We start from the raw sequence: 24,370 nt of genomic DNA on the forward strand, positions 1-24,370 counted from the left end.
GGCTTAGCGCTCCGCGTCGCCCTGGAAACCGCCGCTGCGCAAGGTCACCACCAGCGTGTCGCGGTGGCCGCCTGCAGCCTCTGGCTGGATGGGCGTGGACTCGTGGATCACGCGCGCATCGTCCAGCAATAACAAGGACCAGGGCTGCGTCAGCGTGAAACGTTGGCCGTTGGGGCCCGCTGCGTCGAACACGCGGGTCTCACCGCCCTTGATGCCTTCGCGGTCCACCAAAAACACAGCCACCAGGTCCACACCGTCGCGGTGCGCGCCTTCGGGCGTGGGGCGGCCAATGCCGTCGGTGGTGTCAATGCGGAACTGGTGTGCCTCGACATACCAGGTGTGCGGCCCCTTCAGCGCAGACGCGACCTGGCCCAGCCAGGCCAGCAACTGTTGCCAGTCGGGCTGGCCCACCAGGGCGGGCTGCATGGGCTCAAAGTGGCGCTGCATGCCGCCGTGCAAGGCGTTGTAGGCCACGGGCTGCCAATGCGGGCGGTGGGGGGCCAGGGTCACGGCGGCACCGTCCACCACAAAGCAGGCATGGCGCCGGCGCCGATAGCGGCCGCCGTCGCGCAGGTAGGCATCAGGGGGTAGATCGGCCCACAGGGGGCGCCAGGCCAGCAGGGCCGGCAAGCCCAGCCCGGCCAACGTACCCACCTGCTCCGCGGCCAGCACTGCGTAGCCTTGGCTTAGCAGCGTGGCATCCAGCGCATGGAGATCGGCAATGGCGGGTGGCGAAAAGGAAATGGTCATGGTGGCAACAAGCGCAGCACACGCTGCGGGATTCAGCTGCGAGGCATTATCAACCCAGAAGAGTGCACGCGGCCTGATGTGGGTCAAGGCTGCAAGGCCAATGGCGGGCTACTCTGGAACACCCTTTCTGAGAGTGCCCCATGACCGCCACCCTGACCCCCACCCCGTTCGCCCCCGCCCCCCTGCAGTGGAGCGATGCCCTGTCGTTGGACATGCCGCTGATGGACGCCACCCACCAGGCGTTTGTGGCGCTGCTGGCCGAGGTCGTACAAGCGCCCAACGCGCTGTTGCTGGCCCGTTGGGTCGCACTGATTGCGCACACACAGGACCACTTTGACCGCGAAGACCAGTGGATGCGAGACACCGGCTTTGCCCCCAACAACTGCCACGCCACGCAGCACAAGGTCGTCTTGCAGGTCATGCGCGAGGGAGAGGTCCGTGGCCATGCGGGCGACCTGGATGTGGTGCGCCAGATGGCGCATGAGCTGGGCGCCTGGTTCCCCCAGCATGCGCAGAGCATGGACGCTTCACTGGCGCTGCACCTGCGCTGCGCAGGGTATGACCTGACCACAGGCGCGATCGACGCATAGGAAGAGCACACTGCAGCCTTCCCCCTGCTTTGGAAGCCCTGCATGACCGCCCCCTCTTCAACCCCCACTATTCCGCCTGCACACGTCCTTGCCCTGGAAGAGCAACGCCAGCTGCACGCTCTGCGCGCACACCGCCGGGCCCACCGGCACAAGCAGACCGCGCCACTGAGCCCGGTTGCCGAGCACTTTGAGGCGCCAGCACCCACCCGGGGCCAGCGACTGGCCGACGGCGTAGCGTCCACCATTGGCTCTTGGCGCTTCATCATGATCCAGAGCACGGCCATCGTGGTCTGGATGACAGGCAACGTGCTGACCGGCCATGGCGCGTGGGACCCCTACCCCTTCATCCTGTTGAACCTGCTGCTGTCGTTTCAGGCGGCGTATACCGCGCCAGCCATCATGATGAGCCAGAACCGCCAAAGCGAGCTGGACCGCCGCCACGCCGAGACCGACTACGAGATCAACGTGAAGGCGGAGCTGGAAATCGAGCTGCTGCACGAAAAAATGGACCTGCTCAAGGACCAGGAGCTGCTGGCCCTGACCCAGGCGGTACGGGATTTGACCGCCCAGGTGCAGGCCCTGACCGCGCGCGCGCCCTGAGTACCGGCAGCCACGGGTTTGTCACGTTGGCTACCCGCCCAAGCCCCGCCCGGGGCTACCATGCGCAGCTCGGTTGGCAGCTCCCAGGTTGCCGCCCCCTACTTCGGCCTTTTTTACGGAGCATCCCATGTCCCTCGCCCACCTAGTGAACCACCAAATCCGCCTGGCTGCCCGCCCCGTGGGCATGCCCAATGCCACCAACTGGAGCCACACCACCGAACCCGTGGCCGAACCCGCTGAGGGAGGCGTGACCTTGAAGACGCTGGCGCTGAGCTTGGACCCGGCCATGCGTGGCTGGATGAACGAAGGCAAGAGCTACATCCCGCCCGTGGGCATTGGCGAAGTGATGCGCGCCGGCGGCGTGGGCGTGGTGGTGGCCAGCAAGAACGACAAGTACGCCGTGGGCGACCATGTGAGCGCCACCTTTGGCGTGCAGGAGTACATCACCATCGCAGCGGATGAGATGAAGCGCAACGGCCTGTTCAAGATTGACCTGCGCGTGGGCACACCCACGCAGTGGCTCAATGTGCTGGGCATGCCGGGCATGACCGGCTACTTTGGCCTGATGGATGTGGGCCTGCCCAAGGCGGGCGAGACCGTCGTGGTGTCCGGCGCGGCGGGCGCCGTGGGCCAGACCGTGGGCCAAATGGCCAAGATCAAGGGCTGCCGCGTGGTGGGTATTGCCGGCGGCGCCGCCAAGTGCGACTGGGTGGTCAAGGAGCTGGGTTTTGACGCCTGCATCGACTACAAGGCCGGCCCCGGCGCCGTGCGCGCCGGCCTGAAGGAACATTGCCCCAAGGGCGTGGATATTTACTTTGACAACGTGGGCGGCGAGATTCTGGACGACGTGCTGGCCAAGATCACGCGCGGCGCGCGCATCATCATCTGCGGTGCGATCAGCCAATACAACAACACAACCGCCGTGCAGGGCCCGAAGAACTATCTCAGCCTGCTGGTCAACCGTGCTCGTATGGAAGGCATCGTGGTGTTTGACTACGCCGACCGCTATCACCTGGCAGTGGCTGAGATGGCCGGTTACTTGAAGGATGGCCGCATGAAGAGCAAGGAAGACGTGGTGGTGGGCCTGAACACCTTCCCCGACACGCTGCTGAAGCTGTTCAACGGCGAGAACTTCGGCAAGCTGGTGCTGGAAGTGGCCAAGGGCTAAGACTCAGGGTCGCGCGGGTTGCTGCGATTTTAGTAGCTGTTCGCGCATATTCCACGGGGGCTAGAGGCCAAAAACCCTCTAAACCCCGCCGTGTGGATGGGTTGGATCGACCCACAGCACGCTCTCCGGTTTCTCTACCGGCTCAATATCCAGATTCACCGCCACCGCCTGGCCATCGCTGCGGCACAGCACGCACTCCAGCACCTCGGTCACACTGGCATTGATTTCCTGGTGCGGCACATAGGGCGGTACATAGATGAAGTCACCGGGGCCAGCCTCGGCGGTGAACTCCAGCTGCGCGCCCCAGCGCATCCGGGCGCGGCCCTTGACCACATAGATCACGCTTTCCAGCGGCCCGTGGTGGTGGGCGCCGGTCTTGGCATTGGCGTGGATGGTGACCGTGCCGGCCCACAGCTTTTGCGCGCCCACGCGGGCAAAGTTGATCGCGGCCTTGCGGTCCATGCCGGGGGTGGATGGCACATTGCCATCGAGCTGGTTGCCGGGCACCACGCGCACGCCATCGTGCTTCCAGTCGGTCGGGGGATGGTCGTGGGGGTGATCGTGGCCCATGGCGGTGTTCCTGTTCAGTCCAGCAGCGCAGCGTAAACCAGATTGCGAAACAGCGGCCGGTAGTAGTCGCGCTGGTTGGGCGCCTGGACCATCATGATGGCGAAGAAGTCCTTGGCAGGGTCTACAAAGAAGGTGGTGCCTGCAATACCGCCCCAGTAGTACAAGCCTTTGCTACCCGCCATGGAGGCCAGCCCTTCGTGGGTGCGCACGGCAAAGCCCAGGCCAAAGCCATGGCCGGGCGGCAGCAACTCGCCGGAGCGGCCTGCGCGGTAGGGTTCGATGGCGCCCAGGTGGTCCGCCGTCATGGTGCGCACTGTGGACGGACTCAGGAGGCGCTGGCCATCCGGCGTTGCGCCACCCGACAACAAACACTGCAGAAAGCGCGCGTAGTCTGCGGCAGTAGAGGCCAGTCCGGCACCGCCGGCCTCCATGGGTGCGGCCTTGCGAATGTCCATCAGGCGCAGCGGCACGCCACCGTCCGGGTCTTCCGCAAACGGCTCGGCAATGCGGTGGTGCTGCGCGGGCGGCACCACAAAGGCGGTGTCCACCATGCCCAGCGGGCCCAGAATGTGTTGCTGCAAATAGGCACCCAAGGTTTGGCCAGTGACACGCTCCACCAGCGCGCCGAGCAGGTCAGTGGCGCGGCTGTACTCCCACACGGTGCCGGGCTCAAAGCGGTAGGAAATCTGGGCCAGCGCCTGGGCAAACTGGGTGTTGGTGTGCTCACGCGAACCCAGGCGCGCCTGGGCGTACTGCACCTGGATCGGGTCGTTGCCCAAAATCTCGTACGTCAGGCCCGAGGTGTGGCGGAGCAGGTCTTGCACCGTGGGCTGGGTCTTGGGCGGCTGCAGCACCGTCTCTGCATTCACCTGCGTGGCCACCGGCACATGCGCAAACTCGGGCAGATGCTGCGCCACCGGGTCGCTCAGCAGCAACTGCCCGCGCTCCATCAGCTGCATCACCGCCACGGACACCAGCGGCTTGGTCATGGAATAGATACGGAAGATGCTATCCAGCGCCATTGGCGCGCCGTCCGCCGGGTTTTGCTGGCCCACCGCACGGTGCAGCACCAACTGGCCGTGGCGGGCGATCAGCGCTACTGCGCCGGGCAGGCGCGCCTTGGCCACCTCGCGCTCCAGCACCTGCACAAGATACTCGGTGCGTTCTGATGAAAAACCGACGCTCTCCGCCGCAGCCACGGCCAGGGGCACGCTGGCGTTCATGCACCCGCCCCGTAGCGCTGGCGAGCGAGCGCAGCGCCTTGTGCCAGGGCTTCGAGCTTCTTCACCGCCACCTCACGGCTCATGGGGGCCAGACCGCAGTTGGTGCAGGGAAAAATGCGGTGGCGTGGCACGTGCTGCAGCGCGATGCCAATCGTGTCTGCCACCTGCTCGGGGGTCTCGATCACGTCGCTGGCCACATCGATCACGCCCACCATCACATCCTTGTCCTTCAGCAACGCCATCAGGTCCGGCGGCACGTGGGAGTGGTAGCACTCCAGGCTCACCTGCTGGATGCTACTGGCGGCCAGCGCGGGGAACACCTGCGCGTACTGGCGCCATTCACCGCCCAGCGTCTCTTTCCAATCCGTGTTGGCCTTGATGCCATAGCCGTAGCAAATGTGCACGGCCGTGGTGCAGGTCAGGCCACGTGCCGCAATTTCCAGCGCCTGCACACCCCAGTCCGCCGCGTCCTGCATGTAGACGTTGAAAGCCGGCTCATCGAACTGGATAATGTCCACGCCATCGGCCTGCAGTGCCAGCGCTTCCTGGTTCAACAGCTCAGCAAAGGCGAAGGCCATGGTCTTGCGGTCGCCATAAAAACGATCCGCCACGGTGTCCACAATCGTCAGCGGACCGGGCAAGGTGAATTTGAGTTTCTTCTTGGTGTGGGCGCGCGCCAGCTGTGCTTCAAAGGCATGCACGCGGCCCTTCAGGCGCAGCGCGGCAATCACCTGGGGCACCTGGGCGTCGTAGCGGTTGTTGCGGATGCCCATGGTGACCTTGTTCTCAAAGTCGATGCCCTCCACCTGCTCCAGAAAGCCGTGCACAAAGTGCTGACGGCTTTGCTCGCCGTCACCCACTACGTCCAGCCCCGCGTCCTCTTGCGCCTTGATCCACAGTAGCGTGGCATCGGCCTTGGCTTGCTGCAGCTCGGGGCCGGCCAGCTTCCATTGCGGCCAGAGCTTTTCGGTCTCCGAGAGCCAAGAGGGTTTGGGCAGGCTGCCGGCGATGGCGGTTTCAAACATGGGGGCTCCTTGCAGGGTCAGGGGTTGCGGCGTTCATTGTCTTGCAGCAGGCGCCACATGACCTTGCCCGCGCCGCTCTTGGGTAGGGCATCGACAAACTGCACCACGCGCGGCACTTTGTAGACCGCCATGGTGTCGCGGCACCAGGCAATGATGTCTTCCTCGGTCGTGCTGGCGTGGCTGGCGCGGCGCACCACCACAGCCTTGACGGATTCGCCGCGGTAGCTGTCCTGCGTGGAAATGATGCAGGCCTCTTGCACCGCAGGGTGGCGGTACATCAGCGCTTCCACCTCGGCTGGCCAGACCTTGAAGCCCGAGGCATTGATCATGCGTTTGAGCCGGTCGGTGATGAAATAGTAGCCATCGGCGTCCACATGGCCCAGGTCACCGGTGCGGAAGAAGCGTTTGCCCTCGCGCTCAAAGAACACGGCGCGCGTGGCGTCCGGGTTCTTCCAATACCCTTGGAACACCTGGGGCCCGTGCACCACGATTTCGCCCTGCTCGCCCACCGCCAGGTCCTGCAGCGTTTCAGGATCCACCACGCGCGCATCCACCCCCATGAAGGGAATGCCCAGGCACTGTTGCTTGGGATGGTCGGGCGGGTTGCTGTGGCTGGGCGCGGCGGTTTCGGTCAGGCCGTAGCCCTCGGCATAGCGCAGGCCATATTGCTCCTGCAGGCGCTGGGCCACGGCCTGCGGCATCGCGGCGCCGCCTCCGCCGATGTAGAGCAAGCTGGAGAGATTGAACGTGGCAAAGTTGGGGCTGCCCATGAGGTCAATGACCATGGTGGGGATATTGGTCCAGCTGCTGACCTGCCAGCGCGAGATCAGCTGGCCGGCCAGCTCGCGGTCCCAGCGCGGCATCAGCACCATGGTGGCACCCACATAGATGTTGGCATGCATCAGGCTCACCATGCCGGTGATGTGGAACATGGGCACCACCATCAGCGTGACGGTTTCCATACTGGCATTGCCCCACAACCCACTGGCCACCGCGTTGTGCATGATGCTGGCGTGGGTGTGCATACAGCCCTTGGGCAGGCCGGTGGTGCCGCTGGTGTACGGCAGCAGGGCCAGGTCCGCAGACCCGGTTTGCAGTGCGGGCGGCGTGGCGTCCTCGGGAATGTCTTGCCAGGCATGCACCTGCCCGCCGGCCAATGCAGGAAATGCATGGCGGGTCAGCAACCAGTCGGTCCAGGCTGCGGGCGGCGCGTCGTCCCCCGCGCCGGGGGCAAAGGCATCGGTGAAATGGGTGACCAGCAGGTGCTGCAGGCGTTGGGCCTCAGGCAAGGCGTCGCTGGCGCGGGCCAGTTCAGGGGCCAAATCTGAGGTGGTGATGGCCACCCGCACGTCGGGGTCGGTGATGTAGTGCTTGAGCTCTTCGGCCCGGTTCATGGGGTTGACCGGAACCACCACCGCATTGGCCCGCAGGATGCCAAAGTGCGCTGCCACCAGCTGCGGGCAGTTTTGCATGTTGAGCAGCACGCGGTCTCCCTTGGCCACGCCCTGGGCCTGCAGCCAGGCCGCCACGCGTTCGGCCTGGGCCGCCAGCGCGGCGTAGGTCACCACGCGGCCGAAGAAAATGAGTACAGCTTTGTCCGGATAGCGGCGCGCGTTGGTGGCCAGGTTGTCCCACAGGGACGTGGCGGGAATGGTGATCTGCTTGGGTAGCCGCGTGGGCCACACCGCGTGGTGCGCGCTGGGATTCATGGTGCCGTGTCTCCGTATTGTTGTGCATGCACGATACGTGAACCCGCACGGCTTGAAAACCGCGCCTGTCACCGCAGCGACCAAGCCCGTCAAAGCATGCGCCCGCAGGTCTGTACGAAAGCCTCAAAAGCCCTGTACGCGCCGGCAAAACCGAGAGCCAGTGGCATGCTTTCTGCTTTACGCAGCTGAACACCAAGCGGCGCACGCACGAATTAGCTTATTACTTTTTTGCATGCCGCTCGATGGTAAACCCCGATGATCCTGCCCTGGGGGCAGCGCTAAAGTTCAGCGGCAGAATCGGGGCGCGGACACCACTCTGGTGCACCCTGCTGATTCATCTATTTGGAGAAATGACATATGAGCATCAAAAACCTGAAGACCCTGGCCGCAGTAGTGGCTGCGCTGGGTGCTGTCATCGCAGCCCCCGCCCACGCAGGCAAAACACTGGACGCCATCAAAGCGCGTGGCCAAGTGGTTTGCGGCGTGAACACTGGCCTGGCGGGGTTCGGTGCAGCCGACTCCAACGGCAAGTGGACCGGCCTGGACGTGGACGTATGCCGCGCGCTGGCTGCAGCCACTTTGGGCGATGGCGAAAAAGTCAAATACATTCCCCTGAACGCACAGGCCCGCTTTACCGCGCTGCAGTCTGGCGAAATCGACATCCTGTCGCGCAACACCACGTTCACGTTGACCCGTGATGCGTCCCTGGGCCTGACCCAAACCGCCGTGACCTACTACGACGGCCAGGGCTTCATGGTGCCCGTGAAGAGCAAGCTCAAGAGCGCCAAGCAGCTCAAGGGCCAGACCGTGTGCGTGCAGTCCGGCACCACCACAGAGAAGAACCTGACCGATTACTCCAAGGCCAACGGCCTGGGCATCAAACCCATCGTGTTTGAAAAGCTGGAAGCCGCTGAAGGCGCGTACTTCGCTGGCCGTTGTGTGGCTTACACCACCGACGCATCCGGCCTGGCCTCCACCCGCAACAAGGTCGCGAAGAACCCCGCTGACCACATCATCCTGCCCGAGCTCATCTCCAAAGAGCCTCTGGGTCCCATGGTGCGCCGCGGTGATGACGAGTGGACCACCATTGTGAAATGGGTGATCTACGGTCTGCTGGAAGCCGAGGAGTACGGTGTAACCGCCGCCAACGTTGACGACCTGAAGACCACCAGCAAGGACCCCGTGGTGGGCCGCCTGTTGGGCTCCACCGAAGACACCGGCAAGCTGCTGGGCCTGGACAAGGAATGGCTGGCACGCGCGGTGAAGACCACCGGCAACTACGGTGAAATCTTCGAACGCAACGTGGGCCCCAAGTCGCCTCTGCAACTGCCACGCGGTTTGAACAACCTGTGGAACAAGGGTGGCGTGCAATACGCACCTCCCGTCCGTTAAGCAGGCATGCGAGACGCTGTGACCGGCGTTTCGCACCGCAAAAGGGCAGCCGCAGTCACCATGCGCTGCCCTTTTCAACTGGTTGAGCGAATTCTCCGTGACTACAAGGGCTGATATGTCCACACCCTCTTCTCCTCCCAAAAAATCATGGTCCTGGCGCAGCCAGGCATTCCGTGGTTTGGTGTACCAGATCATCGCCATCGTGGTGGTACTGGCCACCGTGCTGTACCTGGCCCACAACACCACCACCAACATGAAGTTGCGCGGCATCCAGAGCGGCTTTGATTTCCTGTCCAGCCCCGCCGGCTTCGACATCGGTGAGAGCCTGTTTGCGTTTGACTCAGGCGAGTCCTACTGGCGCGCCTACCTGGTCGGCTTTGTCAACACCTTGCGCGTGGCCGTGGTGGGCATCATCCTCACCACCATTCTGGGCACGCTGATCGGCGTGGGCCGGTTCTCGCGCAACGCGCTGATCCGCGGCCTGTGCACGGTGTATGTGGAATTTTTCCGCAACATCCCGGTGCTGCTGCAGTTGCTGATGTGGTACTTGATGTTCACCGAGGTGCTGCCCGCATCCAATGAACCCCTGGTGCTCGGCCCCTTCTTTCTGAGCAAGGGCGGCCTGAACTTTCCAATTCCCGAATGGGCCACCGGCCATGTCTGGGGCGCCTGGGGCCTGTTGGCCGGCGTGGGCCTGGCGTGGGCCTACCGCCGCTACGCCTACCGCGCATTCGAGAAAACCGGCACGCCCAAGAGCATGTTCTGGGTACCGGTGGCCATCGTCGTGGCCGCTGGCATTGTGGGCTGGCTGCTGGGCGGTGCGCCCACTGCGTTGAACATGCCGGTGCAGGGCGACTTTGCCATTGAAAACGGTGGCGCGCTGACGCCCGAGTACCTTTCGGTGCTGCTGGGCCTGACGATTTACACCGCGGCCTTTGTATCCGAGGTGGTGCGTGGCGGTATCCAGTCCGTGGCACTGGGCCAGTCGGAGGCCGCTGGGGCCTTGGGCCTGAGCCGTGGCCAGACCATGCGCCTGGTGATGCTGCCGCAAGCGCTGCGCGTGATCATTCCGCCCGTCACCAACCAGTTTTTGAACCTGACCAAAAACTCGTCGCTGGCCGTGGCCATTGGTTACCCCGATGTGGTGTCCATCGCCAACACCGCGATCAACCAGACTGGGCGCGCCGTGGAGTGCATTGCCATCATCATGCTGGTGTACCTGAGCACCTCGCTGTTCACCTCGATCAGCATGAATTGGTACAACACCCGCTCAGCCATCAAAGAACGCTAAGGGACGCACATGAGCGCAACTACTTTTCAACCGATTGCCGCGCGCCCCGCTCCCGTGAAAACGGAAGGGCTGGTCGCGTGGATTCACACCAACCTGTTTGGCGACTGGAAAACCACACTGGGCACCCTCATCATCGGCGCCGTGCTGCTGACCGTGCTGCCGCGCCTCCTGAGCTGGGCCCTGGTCCACGCGGTGTGGGTCCCGAACTTTGATGCCTGCCACGCCGAGGGCGCTGGCGCCTGCTGGGGCGTGGTGGTGGAGAAATTCCGCATCATCATTTTCGGCCGCTACCCCTTTGAGGAACAGTGGCGCCCCCTGATTTCCACCCTGTTGCTCTTGAGCCTGCTGGTGGTGAGCTGCATGCGCGCGTTCTGGAAAGCCTGGCTGGGTCTGGCCTGGATTGCGGTGCTGGCCTTCTTCTTTGTGGTGATGTACGGCGGCGTGCTGGGCCTGAGCCGCGTGGACACCGACCGCTGGGGCGGCCTGCCGCTGACCCTGTTGCTGTCATCGCTGTCCATGGCCATGGCGTTTCCCATTGCCTTGCTGATCGCCCTGGGTCGCCGCTCTACCTTGCCCGCCATCCGCAGCTTTTGCACGATCTATGTGGAGCTGATCCGTGGCGTGCCGCTCATCTCGGTGCTGTTCATGGCCTCGTTCATGTTCCCGCTGCTGATGCCCCAGGGCTTCAACATCGACGTGCTGATCCGGGTGCTGGCTGGCATCACCCTGTTTGCCGCAGCCTACATGGCCGAGGTTGTCCGCGGGGGCCTGCAGTCCCTGCCCAAAGGGCAGATCGAAGCAGCAGCCACGCTGGGCCTGTCGTACTGGCAAACCCAGCGCAAGATCGTGCTGCCTCAGGCCCTGGCCATGGTGGTGCCCGGCATCATGAACAACTTCATCTCCACCTTCAAGGACACCTCGCTGGTGACCATCGTGAGCCTGTACGAGCTCACCGGCTCCATGAGCCTGGCCCTGAACTCGGACGCGGACTGGCGCCCCTTCAAGATCGAAGGCTACCTGTTCATCGCCCTGATTTATTTCGGTTTTTGCTTCTCCATGTCGCGCTACAGCCTGTGGATTGAAAAGCAAGTGAACAAAAGCAAACTCCGCTAAGGAACGAATATGTCTGAACCCATCATTACCTTCGACAAAGTCAACAAGTGGTACGGCAACAACTACCACGTGCTGCGCGACATTGACCTGACCGTGACCAAGGGCGAGCGCATCGTGGTCTGCGGCCCCTCCGGCTCCGGCAAGTCCACGCTGATCCGCTGCATCAACCGCCTCGAAGAGCACCAGCAGGGCCACCTGACCGTGGACGGCGTGGAGCTGACCGACGACGTGAAAGCCATCGACGACGTGCGCAAAAAAGTCGGCATGGTGTTCCAGCAGTTCAACCTGTTCCCCCACCTCACGGTGCTGGAGAACCTGACGCTGTCGCCCATGTGGGTGGGCAAGATGCCCAAGAAGGAAGCCGAAGAAAAGGCCATGGAGCAGTTGCGCCGCGTGCGCATTGCCGAGCAGGCCAGCAAGTACCCGCTGCAGCTGTCCGGTGGCCAGCAGCAGCGTGTGGCGATTGCCCGCGCGCTGTGCTTGACTCCGAAGATCATGCTGTTCGATGAGCCCACCAGTGCGCTGGACCCCGAGATGATCAAGGAAGTGCTGGACGTGATGGTGGAGATGGCCAGCCACGGCATCACCATGATCTGCGTCACCCACGAAATGGGCTTTGCCAAGGCCGTGGCTGACCGCGTGATCTTTATGGACCAGGGCCAGATCGTGGAGCAGAACACACCCGACGAGTTCTTCAACCACCCGCAAAGCGACCGCAGCAAGGACTTCCTGTCCAAGATTCTGGGCCACTGAAGCACCGTGACCACACGGGTACAACAGCAATGGGAGGTCCTGAGCGCAGGGCTGGCCCAATTGCGCGGTGGCAGCCTGGGTGCGCACGGGCTGTCGGACCTGGCACGCAACCAGCACGCCCTGCTGGACGCACTGGGGCCGCGCTACCGGGAAGTACTGCTGCAGCTTCTGGACCGGCTCGAATCCAGCGCCTTGTTTTCGGAAGAGAGCTGCTCGTTCAGCCAGCAGGGCCTGCTGGACAACCTGCAGATCTGGTTGGACAAAGCCAGCGCCCAACTGGGCACGGGCCAGCAAAACAGCTAACCCTTACGGCGTGGCGGCCACGTGGGCGGGGCCCAGCCGGTCGGTGGTCCAGCGCAGCAGGTCCATCCACATTTGCCGCGTCTCGGCCTCTTGCGGCATGCGGGAGGCACTGGGCAACTCAATGGTGACCACAGGCACACGCTTGTGGATGCCGCCGTAGTTGCCCAACGACCCGGGGAAGATGCCCACCTGGTCCAGGTACAGCCGACCCAACTTGCTGGGTGGCACCGACGGACCATCAAAGTCCAGCACGCCGTAGGGCGCATGCACACTGACGATCAGGTTGGGTTTGAAGCTGTCCATCTGCTCCAGCAAAAACCGTGATTCGGGTTCGGACAGCGGCTTGTTACCAGGCCAGCGGCGCGGGTCGCGCTTGGTGCGGGTCTCCCAGTACTCGCGGGCGTCGCGCGCCCAGTTGGGCGTGGGAAAGTTGCGGTTCAGGTCCACCCCATTGGCATTGGTGCGGCGTGAGGGCCGGGCAAACAGGCCATCGGGGTTCAGCGCGGGAATGAAGCGCCAGTGCACCGAGAGCGCCATGTCCGCGGGCGGCGTTTGCGCCAGTGCGATCCAGTGGAACACCAGCGAGGAAGATGCCATCTCGTCCCCATGGATGCCCCCCACCACCAAAACCCGGAAATTAGCGTCTGCGGGCTGGATGTCGCGCCCCCACAGCGTGCGCCCCTGTACCGAGCGCACCTGCATATCGTGCAGCGCGGCCGCCTCGCACATGCCGGCGCTCACACTCGGAATTTTGGAAGAATAATCGGCGCAAGCCCTCGCCATATCTGCACGAGCAGCTATTGAAACGATAGCAAAAAAACAGGCCGCCAAGGTTCGGATGTGCATAGGCCGGATTGTAGAGGGCACTGGTGACCGGAGTTTTCACCACAGGCGACTGCGGGAGCTGGTCAAAAGCAGTTAAATTGCGTGCATGTCGTCGCCCCCCTCGCCGCAGCACGCGGTGCCCCCCAATTTCTCGTCCGCTGAATTCCGTCTGGCCCTGGGTATGTTCGCCACCGGTGTGACCATCGTGACGGCCCGCGCGCCCGATGGCAGCCTGGTCGGGCTCACCGCCAACTCGTTCAACTCGGTGTCGCTCTCCCCGCCTCTGGTGTTGTGGAGCCTGGCCCGCACGGCAGGTTCAATGGCCGCCTTCAGCACCGGTTCGCACTACGCGATCAACATCCTGGGCGCCGACCAGCAGGCGTTGGCCCGCCAGTTCGCCGCCCGTGAAGGTGACCGCTACGCCAATGTAGCGTTCACCACCGGTGCTGGCGGTGCGCCCCTGCTGGAGGGCGCGGCGGCTACGTTCGAATGTTTCAACCGCAGTCGCTACGAAGAAGGCGACCACGTGATTTTTGTGGGTGAAGTCGAACGCTGCAGCCACCGTGCAGGCGCGTCCCCGCTGCTATTCCACGGCGGGCGTTTCTACACCGAACACCCGCTGTAAAGCGGCGCCCCATTGCCTCCCCCTAGATAGAGATAGCCAGTCGCATGCCCTCTTTGCCCCGCTCCGTACGCCACGTCCTACTGTCCCTGCGGGACCTCTTGACCTCTGCCAGCCCGCTGGTGCTGGCCGCGGCCGGACTGCTGTGGCTGGCCTACTGGTGGCTAGACCCCATGCCGCCCAAGCGCCTGACGTTGGCCACCGGCCCCGAACAAAGCGCCTACGCCGAGCTGGGCAAGCGGTACGCCAAGGCCTTGGCGGCCAGCGGCATTGACGTGGTGCTGTTGCCCAGCGAAGGCTCTTCCGCCAACTTGAGCCTACTGCGCACCGGCCAGGCCGACGCGGGCTTTGTGCAGGGTGGCACCGGCAGTGGCAATGTGCCCGATGACGAGGCCGAGGAGCTGGTCACGTTGGGCAACCTGTTTGTGGAACCCATCTGGCTGTTTTACCGCACAGCGTCGGCCCGCGCCGTGGTCCCCAGCGGGCGCCTGAGCTCACTCACCCAGCTGGCCCACATGCGCGTCAACGTGGGTGCGGCCGGCAGCGGCGTGCCCACGCTGATGCAAACCCTGTTGGACATGAACCGTGTGGAGCCCCGCACGCTCAAGTTGTCACAGCTGGAACAAACGCCGGCCACCGTCAAGCTGCTGGACGGCCAGCTTGATGCCGTGGTGTTTGCCTCGGCCCCGGAAGCGCCGATTGTGCAAATGCTGCTGCAGACGCCGGGCATCCGGCTCATGGATTTCTCGCAAAACGAGGCCTACGCGCGGCGCCTGCCCTTTGTCAGTCCGGTCGTGCTGCCCAACGGCATTGTCGATTTGGCGCGCAACATGCCCAAAGAGGATGTGCACCTGATCGCCACCACCACCAGCATGCTGGCACGCGACGGCGTGCACCCTGCCCTGCGCCAACTGCTGTCCCAGGCGGCGCTTCAGGTCCATGGCCAGGGCGGTTGGTTCAACCGCGCCCGCGAATTCCCCAACGCGGCCAATGCCGAATACCCGCTGGCCCCTGAGGCCGAGCGTACGCTGCGCAACGGCACGCCCTCGCTGCAGCGCTACCTGCCGTTCACGCTGGCCAACCTGATCGAACGCATGTGGCTGGCCATGGGCATCATCATTGCCGTGCTGCTGCCCCTGGGCAAGATTGCACCGCCACTGTATGCGTTCCGGGTGCGCTCGCGCGTGTTCCGCTGGTATGGCCAGCTGCGCGAGATTGAAGAGCGGCTGGAAAAGGACACCGAGCAGGCGCCGGCGCTGCTGGAAGAGCTGGAAGCCCTGGAAGCCAAGGTAGAAAAGGTGATCGTGCCGCTGTCTTACACCGACGAGCTGTACACCCTGCGCAACCACATTGGCTTGGTGCGGCAAAAGCTGCAGGCCAAACTGACCGGCAAAGCTGCGTAGAACGACTACAGCGTGGAGTCCATGCTGTTGCGCATGGCCTGCTGGGCCACGGCATCGAGCGCGCCGTCCACCACAGGCTGCCCGGAAATCACGCGCAGCTGACCACCGGCCACCAGTTTGTCGTGCGTGCGTCGTGTCATCGACTGGGTGGTGCCTGCACTGCTGGTGAACAGGAACAGCGTGCCATGCGGGCTCGCCCAGGTGAGCTGGGTGCGCACCCACTGCTCACCCACCATCAGCTCCACCCATGAGCCCAGGGGCAAGCTGCCCGTACTTGCCACGACCGGTTCAATCGGTGCAGTGCTCGGGGTTTCTGCCGTGCCCGCAGGAGCCACAGCCTCGGCGCTCTCTGCAGTCTCTGGCAATTCGATGAAATTGGAATCGTGGGCCTCTTCGGGGGCCACCCAGGGGTCGCCATCTTCCACCGGACGGGTGCGCGCCACGGCAGCAGCAGGCTGCGCCGGTGCGGCCTGGGGCTCCGCCGGCTTGGCACCTGCGCGAAACGCCAACTGGTGCAAGCCCATCAGGGCTTCAAGGAAGGCACTGGTTTTGGTGACCGGGTAGCGGATGGTGTCCAGCCCTTCACGCAGGGTGCTGATCAACAGCGGCACGAGGCGCGTCAGCTTGGACACGTTCATACGGGCCAGATCCGGGTGGGTACTCCACAGCGTTGCCGAAATCAGCGCCTGGTATTTGTCCGCCACGCTTGAGCCCGCACCGACCTGCAGGCGGGCCTGCGCCACCACCTGGGCCCAGGGGCCACACAAAAAGGCAATCACCACCTCGGGCACCTTGGCGGCATCCGGGTGGGAGTCAATTTCGCGCGCAATCTTCTCCGCCAGCAGGTTGCGCTGCTCGGCCTGCTGCAAGGCCCGCACGGCCTGCGCGCGGGAAGCTTCCTGTTGCCGGGCTTTGGCGTCCCAGAGCTGACGCAAATCCGCCAGTGCATGTTCAAAGGGCTCGGCGCTGGTGATATCGGCATCCACCACGGGGGCCAAGGCGTCTTGCACCTGCTGGTAGAACTCGGCAAAACCCGGGCTCTGGGGCGAGGTAAATGCCAGACTGCGGTGTGTCAGCTCCTGCACCAGCACGCGGGCCGCATGCTCCTTGTCGGTGAAGATGCGTGGGTCTACCAGCGCAAGACGCATCAACGCGGGCTCCAGGCCACGCACGACCTGCTGCACCGGTGTCACCAGGCGCGGATCGCGGGCGATGTTGTCCACCATCAGGTTGACCACTTCCAGGCTCAGGGCCTGCGCAATGCCTGCAGCGCTGCGGCGTATCGCCTCTCGGGCCGCGTGGGCCGCTTTTTCATCGGGGGCCACGAGCGTGCCCGCGCTGCGCCGCTGCTCCAGGCGCTGAACCACACGGTCCACCTGTTTCATTTCGGTCAACGCTTCCAAAGCGGCCGGCATGGTGGCGTCAAAATCCTGGTCAGCCCCCGGCATGGGCATACCGCCACTCTCAAACTCACGGGAAAATTGCTGGGCAAAGGCCGCCACCCGGTGCGGCGTGCCGTGCTGGTCCAACTCTCCGGCCAACAGGCGGCGCAAGCGGTCCAGGGTCAGCAGCGCCGGGTCGCTCACCCGCCGCGCGGCCCGCATCTCGGATGCCACCAAGGCTTCGCGCGCGGCACTGCCGGGTGCACCCGAGCTGATGGCCTGCGCCGTCGCACTCTTAGACCCACCACCAGACGTGCCACCGCCCGGCGTAGGCACCACGGCATAGCCGGCTGCCACCACGCCCTGCGAGCGCATGTGCTGCGACAGGCTGGTGTACAGCTCGCGCAGCTCGCTACCCAAAGACACGCCCATGGTGGTCAGCCAGTCCAGCCGTACCGCGGCAGGCACGGCCAGGCGCTCCACGACTTGTTTGAGGGCTTGCAGATAAATCTCAGGCCGCAGCGGGTTGCGCTCGGGCCGCACGGTGGCCAGGCCCAGCGTGGCACAAATGAGGGTGTTGAGATCAGCCAAGCTGGCCTCCGCCGCCAGCATGGCCATTTGCTGGGCACGCGCCATGTTGACGCTTTCCTGCACCTGCACTTCGTCCATCAGCTCCAGCTGGTCAAAGTGCACCTCGGCCAAAGATAGATTGGGCGCCTTCGCAGTGGGCACTGGCTTGTTGAAGGCTTCCAGCAGCACTTGCGGGTACTGGGCGCGCAACACCGGCTCTTGTACCAGCAGGTGCTTGAGCGACTCCTCGTGCACATCGCGCTCGCGCATGTCGCGCGCACCCGCAACCCGGGTGTGCAGCGACTTGCGCACCGCAGCAATCAGCTTGCCCATGATGGCCCCGCCTCCCGCAGCAGCCTCCCTCACCGTGGCTTGGTACAGGGCAGCGTACTGGGGGGTCGGCTCAGTCATGTCGTGGGCACTCTACAGGCGGGATGGAACAGCTTTACTTCAGGGCCTTGTAGCGCATGCGCTTGGGCTTGGCGCCCTCTTCACCCAAACGCTTCTTCTTGTCGGCCTCGTACTCCTGGTAGTTGCCGTCAAAGAACGTCCACTGGCTGTCGCCTTCGGCGGCCAGGATGTGGGTGGCGATACGGTCCAGGAACCAGCGATCGTGGGAGATCACCAGCATAGTGCCGGCGAATTCCAGCAGCGCGTCTTCCAGCGCGCGCAGGGTTTCGACGTCCAGATCGTTGGACGGCTCATCGAGCATCAACACGTTGCCGCCAGCGATCAACGTCTTGGCCAGGTGCAAACGACCGCGTTCACCGCCGGACAGCATGCCAACCTTCTTCTGCTGGTCCGCACCGTTGAAGTTGAAACGGCCGCAGTAGGCACGGCTGGCCATCTGGAACTTGCCGACGTTGAGGATGTCGAGTCCACCGGACACGTCTTCCCACACCGTCTTGTCGTTGGACAAATCATCGCGGTGCTGGTCCACAAAGGCCATCTTGACGGTGGAGCCGATCACGACTTCGCCGGAATCCGGCTTTTCCTTGCCGGCGATCAGCTTGAACAACGTGGATTTACCGGCACCGTTGGGGCCAATGATGCCGACGATGGCACCTGCGGGAATGTTGAAGCTCAGGTTATCGATCAGAACGCGGTCACCAAACGATTTGGTCACGCCCTTGAACTCGATGACCTGACTGCCCAGGCGCTCGGCCACGGGGATAAAGATTTCGTTGGTTTCGTTGCGCTTCTGGTATTCGAAATCGCTCAGTTCTTCAAAGCGGGCCAGACGGGCCTTGCTCTTGGCCTGGCGCGCCTTGGGGTTCTGGCGCGACCATTCCAGTTCCTTCTTCAGAGCCTTGGCGCGGGCTTCCTCGCCCTTTTGTTCGGCTTCCAGGCGGGCGCCCTTTTGCGTCAGCCAGTCGGAGTAATTGCCCTTGTACGGAATGCCGGAGCCGCGGTCCAGCTCCAGAATCCATTCGGCCGCGTTGTCCAGGAAGTAACGATCGTGGGTGATGGCCACGACGGTGCCCGGATAACGTTGCAGGAACTGCTCCAGCCAGTCCACCGATTCGGCGTCCAAGTGGTTGGTGGGTTCATCGAGCAGCAACATGTCGGGCTTGGACAGCAGCAAACGGCACAGCGCGACACGGCGTTTTTCACCACCGGACAACACGCCAATATTGGCATCCCATGGGGGCAGGCGCAGCGCATCGGCGGCGATTTCGAGTTGGTGTTCAGAATCAGTGCCAGCGGTGGCAATGATGGCTTCCAGCTCGGCCTGTTCGGCGGCCAGTGCATCGAAGTCGGCGTCTTCGGCGCCGTAAGCGGTGTAGACCTCTTCGAGGCGTGCCTTGGCGGCAAATACCTTGCCCATGCCCGCTTCCACGCTTTCGCGCACGGTCTGGGTGGGGTCCAGCTGGGGTTCCTGCGGCAGGTAGCCGATGTTGAGGCCAGCCATGGGAATGGCTTCGCCTTCAATTTCCTTGTCGATGCCCGCCATGATCTTGAGCAAGGTGGACTTGCCGGAGCCGTTGGTCCCCAACACGCCGATTTTGGCGCCCGGGAAGAAGCTCAAAGAGATGTCTTTAAGAATGTGACGCTTGGGCGGCACGATCTTGCCGACGCGGTTCATGGAGAAAACGTATTGGGCCATTGCGAGTCTGGTTGTTTCAGCGGGAAAACCCACATTATCGACTGCCGCACTCCGGTTGGGCCGGGCGGCCCCGGAATTAGCTGGTGCCGGCGGTGTTTCCGAGGTCGTTGCGCAAGGCCGCCTGGGCCACCGCGTCCAGCGCGTTGTCCATCACATGGCCATCCGACACCAGGTGGATCAGCCCGAGGCCACGCAAGCGGTCCATGGTGCGGCGAGACATGGAATGCGCCAAGCCCCCCGACGAAATGAACATAAACAGCGTGCGGTGCGGGCTGGCCCAGGTGAGCTGGGCACGCACCCATTGCCCAGCCAGCGCCAGGTCCACCCATGACCCGGTTTGCAAGCTGTCGGCGCCCCAAGCGCTCTGCAGCGCGGGGTCCGCCACTTCGGCCACCTCGGGCAGCGAGGGTGGGGGTTCAAAGCCATCGCGCAAAAAGCCTGAATCGGTAGCCTCGCTCTCGGCCATCCAAAAGCCCTCCGGCTCCGAGCTCCCCGCATCGTCGTCTTCGTCGGCACCTGGCACCACAGCCTCGGGGGGCACCGCACCGGCTTCCTGGGCAGCGCCCCTGGCGCTCTCAAACACCTGTTCATGCACGGCAATCAGTCCGTCGAAAAACACGGGGATGCGGTCTTCCGGGTACTCGATGAGCTGCAGGCCCTGCCGAATTTTCACCAACATTTGGGGCACCAGTTCCACCAGGCGCGAGCGGTTGCGCCGCGCCAGGCGCAAGCGCACGCTCCAGATCAGGTCATCCACCAGCGCCAGGTAGCCATCCGCATCCTGCGTGCCATCGGCACAGCGCAACTGGGACTCCGCCACCACCTGGGCCCAGGGGCCTTGCAGAAACTTCACCACCAGCTCGGGCACGGTCTTGCGGCTCAGGCGCTCGCTGAAATCCTTGCTGAAGCGCTCGGCCAGCAAGTTGCGTTGCTCTGCGTGCAGCAGTCCACGGGCCGCTTCTTCGGCGCGGGCACGCTGCGCTTTTTCATCCAGTGTCCAGCCATCTTCCAGCTTGCGCAGCAAACGCGCAAAGGCGTTGGCATCGCCCTCGCCCCCGGTCAGCACGCTGAACGCGTTGTCAAAGGTCTTCTGGAACCGGCTGAAGCCGGGTTCGTCCTCGGAGGTAAAGGCCAGGCTGCGGTTGGTGATCTTGTCCAGGAACAGGCGCGCGGGGTGTTTCTTCTCGCTGAAGAACCGGGGGTCGGACTGCGAGAGCCGGATGAGCACGGACTCCATGCTTTTGAGCCCCTGGCGCACCGGCGCGAGCAGTCGGCGGTCTTGCATCAGGTTTTCCAGCATGAGGCGCACGACTTCTTCGCCCAGTTGCTGGCCCAGCGCCCGGCCTTGCACGCCCTCTTTCGCCGCTTCCCTGCCGTGGGCCTTGGCTTTGGGTGACACCTGGCCGGACAGGTTGGCGCGCTCCGCCAAGCGCTTCATCATGGGCTCCACCAGCTTCATGTCTTCCAGAGCCAGGAACGAAGCCGGCACGGTGTGGGTGAAATCCTTGATGCCCCTGGCTGCACCGCTGGGGTCCAGCTCGCCCGACAGCAGACGGCGCAGCTTGTCCAGCGTCAGCAGGGTGCGGGTCACCGAGTTTTCCGCCACTTTGACCTGCCCGCCAAACGGGCCGGTGCTGGAGGTGGCCGACGCCACGGGTTCTACTCCCTGGGAGCGCAGCCAATCCGCCACCTCGCGGTACAGCTGGTGCAGGGCCGCGCCCAGCAGCCCGGCCGCAGGGGTCATCACGGCGCCACGGGCTTCGTCTTCGGGCACCAGCTGCCCCAGCGCCTCGCGCAGGGAAAATACAAACGCCTCAGGCTTGATCGGGTTCAGGTGGGGCTGCACACTGGACCAGCCCAGCAGACTGCTGACATACGCGTTCAGGGCGGGCAGCACATCCTCCACCGCGGAGAGGACCTCTTGCTCGGTCAGTGCCAGTTCGATGTTGGCGTCGATCTGTTCGTCTTCGAGAAACTGGAAATCGTCAAACTTGACCCGTGCCGGGCTGACGCGTCGCTGGGTGTCGCCACCATAGACCGCCGCACGCAAAGATTGGGAAAAAATGGATTTGAGTTCGGTCTGGCGCTGCTGCAGCAGCTCGACCGTGGCGCGGCGCACCGGGTTTTGCCGGGCATGCAGGTTTTTGCTGTTGACGGGAGACAGGGCAGACTGCAACCCCGACAGCACATCGTCCATCAGCGCATCGCTTTGGTCCAACACCGCCTCAATGCAGGTTTGCAGCGAAGGCTTGGTTTGCCCAGGGTCCTGGGCCACACCCAGTCGCCGCAAAAGGTATTTTTTCATTGTGCCGACATTCTCCACATACGGGCCTGCTGTGCCAGTGGTCTGACAGTTTGTTACCGCACTTTAACCCCCTGTTTTACACGGTGCCAAGCCCTTGTTTTCGGGGTCTGGGCCAGACCATGCGACAATACACCCCATTGCGGCGCTTCAGTTGCCCGCAATACCAGCACCTTGCTGGGGACCCCTCGACACAGGGCGTCCCACTTTTGAATCCATCTGCCTTTGACTGACTGCCGGCCTTTGTGCCTGCAGAACGGCCGATTCCCAAGCGTCCCGGACGGACGCATCTATCTAATGAACTTCGAAGAACTGAACCTGGCCCCTGCCATTGTCAAAGCCGTGCGTGAGCAAGGTTACGAGACCCCCACCGCGATCCAGGCCCAGGCGATTCCGCTGGTGCTGGAAGGCCATGACCTGCTCGGCGGCGCCCAGACCGGTACCGGCAAGACCGCAGCCTTTACCCTGCCCCTGCTGCACCGCCTCTCCATGAGCCGCAGCGCGCAAAACAAATTTGGCGGCACCGGCATCCGTGCCCTGGTGCTGACCCCCACCCGCGAACTCGCCGCCCAGGTGGAAGAGTCCGTGCGCCAGTACGGCAAATACCTGCAACTGTCCTCCACCGTCATCTTTGGCGGCGTGGGCATGAACCCCCAAATCTCCAAAGTCAAAAAGGGCGTGGACATCCTGGTAGCCACCCCCGGCCGTCTGCTGGACCTAGCACAACAAGGCATGCTGGACCTCGGCCAAGTGCAAATGCTGGTGCTGGACGAAGCCGACCGCATGTTGGACATGGGCTTCATCCACGATGTGAAGAAGGTGCTGGCCCTAGTGCCCAAGGAAAAGCAAAGCCTGCTGTTCTCTGCCACCTTCAGCGATGAAATCCGCGAACTGGCCAACGGCCTGCTGAAGAACCCGCAAAGCGTGCAAGTAACGCCACGCAACACCACGGTGCAACGCATCACCCAGGTGATTCACCCCGTGGGTCGCGGCAAGAAAAAGGCCTTGCTGGCCCACATCATCAACGAGCAAAACTGGAGCCAGGTTCTGGTGTTCACCCGCACCAAGTTCGGCGCCAACAACGTGGCCGAGTTCCTGGAAAAGAATGGCATCACTGCCATGGCGCTGCACGGCAACAAGAGCCAAGCTGCCCGTACCCAGGCGCTGTCGGGTTTCAAGAGCGGCGATGTGCGCGCCCTCGTGGCCACCGACATTGCCGCCCGCGGTATCGACATTGACGACCTGCCGCACGTGGTGAACTACGAAATCCCGAACGTCAGCGAAGACTATGTGCACCGCATTGGCCGCACCGGCCGCGCTGGGGCCGATGGCGCCGCGGTGAACCTGGTGTGCCTGGACGAAGAAGGCTTCATGCAGGACATCGAGCGCTTCACCAAGCAAAAGATCGACGTCAAGGTTATCGACGGCTTCGGCCCTGAGCCCGGCGAAAAGGGTGAACCCATTGCCATGGGCCGCCAGACTATTTGGGGCGGCGCAGGCAAGCCGCCTAGCCGCGACGTGATGCAGGCTGCTGCCAAAGCCGCCCGTACTGAAATGCTGCAACGCGTGCGTGACAGCAAGGCTGGCCAGGGCGGTGCACGCTCCGGCGGCGGTGGCAATGGTGGTGGTAACGGTGGAAATGGCGGCGGCCGTGGTGGCCAGGGCCAACGCGGTAATGGCGGTGGCAATGGCGGCGGCGGCCAAGGCCGTGGTGCCGACCGCAGCGGCGAGTTCCAGCCTCCACGCCCCCAAAGCGCTCGCCCTCCCCAGGGCCAAGGCCGCGGTCGTGGTCCCGGCATGGGCCAGCCTGCGGGCTTTGCCAACGAACCGCGCGCACCACGCGCGCCAGCCGGTCAGCCTGACCCGATGCGCACCAGCGTGGATATGATGGCCGAACGCGGCGCTCGCCGCAGTTACGGCGGTGGAAACCGCAACGGAGGCGGCAATGGCGGTGGCGGATACGGTGGTGGTGGCGGAGGCTTCGGCGGCGGCGGTCGCTCGGGTGGCTTTGGTGGCGGGGGCAACGGGTCTCGTGGGCCGCGAGGTTCTGGCGGCTCTTCTAGCCGATAAGCACACCAGCGCGGTGCACAGTCTGGGGCGGCGCACGCTGCCCCTTACACACCCCAAGCTGACCCAACACATCGTCGACTTCGCGGCGCTCCCCGAGCTGCCGCGGACCGACGATGTTTTTATTTGTCTGGGTACCACCATCAAGGTGGCGGGCAGCCAGCAGGCTTTTCGCGCCGTCGACTATGAGGCAGTTGTGGCTGTAGCCCGCGCAGCCTATGCGCGAGGCGCTACTAAATTAGGAGTAGTCAGTGCCATGGGCGCGGACGCCAAGTCCAGCATTTTCTACAACCGGACCAAGGGCGAGATGGAAGCTGCGGTGTCGGCCATTGGCTACCAGAGTGTGTCCATCGCGCAGCCGTCCATGTTGGCGGGCGACCGGGCCACATTGGACCAACCGGTGCGCAACGGTGAGGTCTGGGCCCTCACTATTTCACGCTGGCTGGGGCCTCTGATTCCGGCCAACTACCGATCCATCTTGGTGACGGACGTAGCCGCAGGCTTGGTTCAAGCCGTCAAGGCTGGACGCCCCGGCGTGCAGCGCATTCATTCAGGGGCACTGCAGGGTGCCGCCAACCGCGGTTAATCCACCGCGCGCAATTGCG

The 24,370-nt window shown here is 63.9% G+C and carries 20 protein-coding genes and 1 pseudogene; 12 read left to right on the forward strand and 9 right to left on the reverse strand.

All coding sequences use genetic code 11. The annotated features are described in order from the left end of the window. Positions 1 to 3 precede the first annotated feature (3 nt). Complete coding sequence (locus tag AC097R_RS16335; RefSeq protein WP_479599247.1) at positions 4 to 750, reverse strand: 2OG-Fe dioxygenase family protein; 747 nt, start codon at positions 748 to 750, stop codon at positions 4 to 6. A gap of 140 nt (positions 751 to 890) precedes the next feature. On the opposite strand from AC097R_RS16335, the pseudogene AC097R_RS16340 reads away from it, so the two are divergent. The 3 genes and pseudogenes from AC097R_RS16340 to AC097R_RS16350 all read left to right on the forward strand — a co-directional run. Further along, positions 891 to 1,331 (forward strand): annotated as a pseudogene (locus AC097R_RS16340) (hemerythrin domain-containing protein); the annotation flags it as partial. A gap of 51 nt (positions 1,332 to 1,382) precedes the next feature. Next, entirely contained in the window at positions 1,383 to 1,940 is a 558-nt protein-coding gene (locus tag AC097R_RS16345) for a DUF1003 domain-containing protein (RefSeq protein ID WP_479599248.1), read from the forward strand. A 127-nt stretch (positions 1,941 to 2,067) separates the two neighbouring features. Beyond that, a complete protein-coding gene (locus tag AC097R_RS16350; protein WP_479599249.1) occupies positions 2,068 to 3,108 on the forward strand; it encodes an NADP-dependent oxidoreductase in 1,041 nt (346 codons plus the stop codon). 78 nt (positions 3,109 to 3,186) lie between these two features. On the opposite strand, the gene AC097R_RS16355 is transcribed toward AC097R_RS16350, so the two are convergent. The 4 genes from AC097R_RS16355 to AC097R_RS16370 are packed head-to-tail and all read right to left on the reverse strand — an operon-like array spanning position 3,187 to position 7,635. Further along, complete coding sequence (locus AC097R_RS16355) at positions 3,187 to 3,678, reverse strand: cupin domain-containing protein (RefSeq protein WP_479599250.1); 492 nt, start codon at positions 3,676 to 3,678, stop codon at positions 3,187 to 3,189. Positions 3,679 to 3,692: 14 nt separating this feature from the next. Next, positions 3,693 to 4,901 carry a serine hydrolase domain-containing protein gene (locus AC097R_RS16360; RefSeq protein ID WP_479599251.1) on the reverse strand — a complete coding sequence of 403 codons (1,209 nt, stop codon included), beginning with the start codon at positions 4,899 to 4,901 and terminating at the stop codon, positions 3,693 to 3,695. Next, complete coding sequence (locus tag AC097R_RS16365; RefSeq protein WP_479599252.1) at positions 4,898 to 5,926, reverse strand: methionine synthase; 1,029 nt, start codon at positions 5,924 to 5,926, stop codon at positions 4,898 to 4,900. The genes AC097R_RS16360 and AC097R_RS16365 overlap by 4 nt, the downstream gene beginning before the upstream one ends. A 17-nt stretch (positions 5,927 to 5,943) precedes the next feature. Beyond that, on the reverse strand, positions 5,944 to 7,635 hold the full coding sequence (locus tag AC097R_RS16370) for a long-chain fatty acid--CoA ligase (RefSeq protein ID WP_479599253.1): 1,692 nt from the start codon (positions 7,633 to 7,635) through the stop codon (positions 5,944 to 5,946). A gap of 357 nt (positions 7,636 to 7,992) precedes the next feature. Here AC097R_RS16370 and AC097R_RS16375 point away from each other — a divergent pair, with 357 nt between their 5' ends. From AC097R_RS16375 to AC097R_RS16395, 5 genes are all read left to right on the forward strand, one after another. Next, entirely contained in the window at positions 7,993 to 9,027 is a 1,035-nt protein-coding gene (locus tag AC097R_RS16375; protein ID WP_479599254.1) for an amino acid ABC transporter substrate-binding protein, read from the forward strand. A gap of 115 nt (positions 9,028 to 9,142) precedes the next feature. Further along, the gene (locus tag AC097R_RS16380; RefSeq protein ID WP_479599255.1) at positions 9,143 to 10,318 is read left to right on the forward strand and encodes an amino acid ABC transporter permease; all 1,176 of its coding nucleotides are present in this window, start codon (positions 9,143 to 9,145) and stop codon (positions 10,316 to 10,318) included. Positions 10,319 to 10,327: 9 nt separating this feature from the next. Beyond that, positions 10,328 to 11,431: an amino acid ABC transporter permease gene (locus AC097R_RS16385; RefSeq protein WP_479599256.1), complete on the forward strand. Its 1,104-nt coding sequence runs from the start codon at positions 10,328 to 10,330 to the stop codon at positions 11,429 to 11,431. A gap of 9 nt (positions 11,432 to 11,440) precedes the next feature. Next, entirely contained in the window at positions 11,441 to 12,184 is a 744-nt protein-coding gene (locus AC097R_RS16390; RefSeq protein ID WP_479599257.1) for an amino acid ABC transporter ATP-binding protein, read from the forward strand. Between the two features lie 6 nt (positions 12,185 to 12,190). Beyond that, positions 12,191 to 12,487: a hypothetical protein gene (locus AC097R_RS16395; RefSeq protein WP_479599258.1), complete on the forward strand. Its 297-nt coding sequence runs from the start codon at positions 12,191 to 12,193 to the stop codon at positions 12,485 to 12,487. Positions 12,488 to 12,490: 3 nt separating this feature from the next. Here AC097R_RS16395 and AC097R_RS16400 read toward each other — a convergent pair whose 3' ends face one another. Beyond that, positions 12,491 to 13,228 (reverse strand): M14 family murein peptide amidase A, encoded by a 738-nt coding sequence (locus AC097R_RS16400; protein ID WP_479599259.1) that lies wholly within the window; start codon positions 13,226 to 13,228, stop codon positions 12,491 to 12,493. A 190-nt stretch (positions 13,229 to 13,418) separates the two neighbouring features. On the opposite strand from AC097R_RS16400, the gene AC097R_RS16405 reads away from it, so the two are divergent. Both AC097R_RS16405 and AC097R_RS16410 read left to right on the forward strand, forming a co-directional pair. Continuing rightward, positions 13,419 to 13,937, forward strand: coding sequence for a flavin reductase family protein (locus AC097R_RS16405; protein WP_479599260.1), 519 nt, complete (start codon positions 13,419 to 13,421; stop codon positions 13,935 to 13,937). 44 nt (positions 13,938 to 13,981) lie between these two features. Further along, positions 13,982 to 15,337 carry a TAXI family TRAP transporter solute-binding subunit gene (locus AC097R_RS16410; RefSeq protein WP_479599261.1) on the forward strand — a complete coding sequence of 452 codons (1,356 nt, stop codon included), beginning with the start codon at positions 13,982 to 13,984 and terminating at the stop codon, positions 15,335 to 15,337. 5 nt (positions 15,338 to 15,342) lie between these two features. Here the strand turns inward: AC097R_RS16410 and AC097R_RS16415 are convergent, their stop codons facing one another. The 3 genes from AC097R_RS16415 to AC097R_RS16425 form a co-directional block, all read right to left on the reverse strand. After that, positions 15,343 to 17,700 (reverse strand): DUF1631 family protein, encoded by a 2,358-nt coding sequence (locus tag AC097R_RS16415; RefSeq protein WP_479599262.1) that lies wholly within the window; start codon positions 17,698 to 17,700, stop codon positions 15,343 to 15,345. Between the two features lie 34 nt (positions 17,701 to 17,734). After that, positions 17,735 to 19,396 carry an energy-dependent translational throttle protein EttA gene (gene ettA, locus AC097R_RS16420; protein ID WP_479599263.1) on the reverse strand — a complete coding sequence of 554 codons (1,662 nt, stop codon included), beginning with the start codon at positions 19,394 to 19,396 and terminating at the stop codon, positions 17,735 to 17,737. A 76-nt stretch (positions 19,397 to 19,472) separates the two neighbouring features. Further along, positions 19,473 to 21,701 carry a DUF1631 family protein gene (locus AC097R_RS16425; protein WP_479599264.1) on the reverse strand — a complete coding sequence of 743 codons (2,229 nt, stop codon included), beginning with the start codon at positions 21,699 to 21,701 and terminating at the stop codon, positions 19,473 to 19,475. 294 nt (positions 21,702 to 21,995) lie between these two features. Here AC097R_RS16425 and AC097R_RS16430 point away from each other — a divergent pair, with 294 nt between their 5' ends. Both AC097R_RS16430 and AC097R_RS16435 read left to right on the forward strand, forming a co-directional pair. After that, a complete protein-coding gene (locus tag AC097R_RS16430; RefSeq protein ID WP_479599265.1) occupies positions 21,996 to 23,768 on the forward strand; it encodes a DEAD/DEAH box helicase in 1,773 nt (590 codons plus the stop codon). Then, positions 23,731 to 24,351: a Rossmann-fold NAD(P)-binding domain-containing protein gene (locus AC097R_RS16435; protein WP_479599266.1), complete on the forward strand. Its 621-nt coding sequence runs from the start codon at positions 23,731 to 23,733 to the stop codon at positions 24,349 to 24,351. Before AC097R_RS16430 ends, AC097R_RS16435 begins: the two co-directional genes overlap by 38 nt. The last annotated feature ends 19 nt before the right edge of the window (positions 24,352 to 24,370 follow it).

It is taken from the genome of Rhodoferax sp. ZS1R25 (assembly GCF_056521335.1).

Coding starts and splice junctions, on each gene's coding strand:
- AC097R_RS16335 (WP_479599247.1), bottom strand. CDS start 750: ATGACCATTTCCTTTTCGCCACCCGCCATTGCCGATCTCCATGCGCTG.
- AC097R_RS16345 (WP_479599248.1), top strand. CDS start 1,383: ATGACCGCCCCCTCTTCAACCCCCACTATTCCGCCTGCACACGTCCTT.
- AC097R_RS16350 (WP_479599249.1), top strand. CDS start 2,068: ATGTCCCTCGCCCACCTAGTGAACCACCAAATCCGCCTGGCTGCCCGC.
- AC097R_RS16355 (WP_479599250.1), bottom strand. CDS start 3,678: ATGGGCCACGATCACCCCCACGACCATCCCCCGACCGACTGGAAGCAC.
- AC097R_RS16360 (WP_479599251.1), bottom strand. CDS start 4,901: ATGAACGCCAGCGTGCCCCTGGCCGTGGCTGCGGCGGAGAGCGTCGGT.
- AC097R_RS16365 (WP_479599252.1), bottom strand. CDS start 5,926: ATGTTTGAAACCGCCATCGCCGGCAGCCTGCCCAAACCCTCTTGGCTC.
- AC097R_RS16370 (WP_479599253.1), bottom strand. CDS start 7,635: ATGAATCCCAGCGCGCACCACGCGGTGTGGCCCACGCGGCTACCCAAG.
- AC097R_RS16375 (WP_479599254.1), top strand. CDS start 7,993: ATGAGCATCAAAAACCTGAAGACCCTGGCCGCAGTAGTGGCTGCGCTG.
- AC097R_RS16380 (WP_479599255.1), top strand. CDS start 9,143: ATGTCCACACCCTCTTCTCCTCCCAAAAAATCATGGTCCTGGCGCAGC.
- AC097R_RS16385 (WP_479599256.1), top strand. CDS start 10,328: ATGAGCGCAACTACTTTTCAACCGATTGCCGCGCGCCCCGCTCCCGTG.
- AC097R_RS16390 (WP_479599257.1), top strand. CDS start 11,441: ATGTCTGAACCCATCATTACCTTCGACAAAGTCAACAAGTGGTACGGC.
- AC097R_RS16405 (WP_479599260.1), top strand. CDS start 13,419: ATGTCGTCGCCCCCCTCGCCGCAGCACGCGGTGCCCCCCAATTTCTCG.
- AC097R_RS16410 (WP_479599261.1), top strand. CDS start 13,982: ATGCCCTCTTTGCCCCGCTCCGTACGCCACGTCCTACTGTCCCTGCGG.
- AC097R_RS16415 (WP_479599262.1), bottom strand. CDS start 17,700: ATGACTGAGCCGACCCCCCAGTACGCTGCCCTGTACCAAGCCACGGTG.
- ettA (WP_479599263.1), bottom strand. CDS start 19,396: ATGGCCCAATACGTTTTCTCCATGAACCGCGTCGGCAAGATCGTGCCG.
- AC097R_RS16425 (WP_479599264.1), bottom strand. CDS start 21,701: ATGAAAAAATACCTTTTGCGGCGACTGGGTGTGGCCCAGGACCCTGGG.
- AC097R_RS16430 (WP_479599265.1), top strand. CDS start 21,996: ATGAACTTCGAAGAACTGAACCTGGCCCCTGCCATTGTCAAAGCCGTG.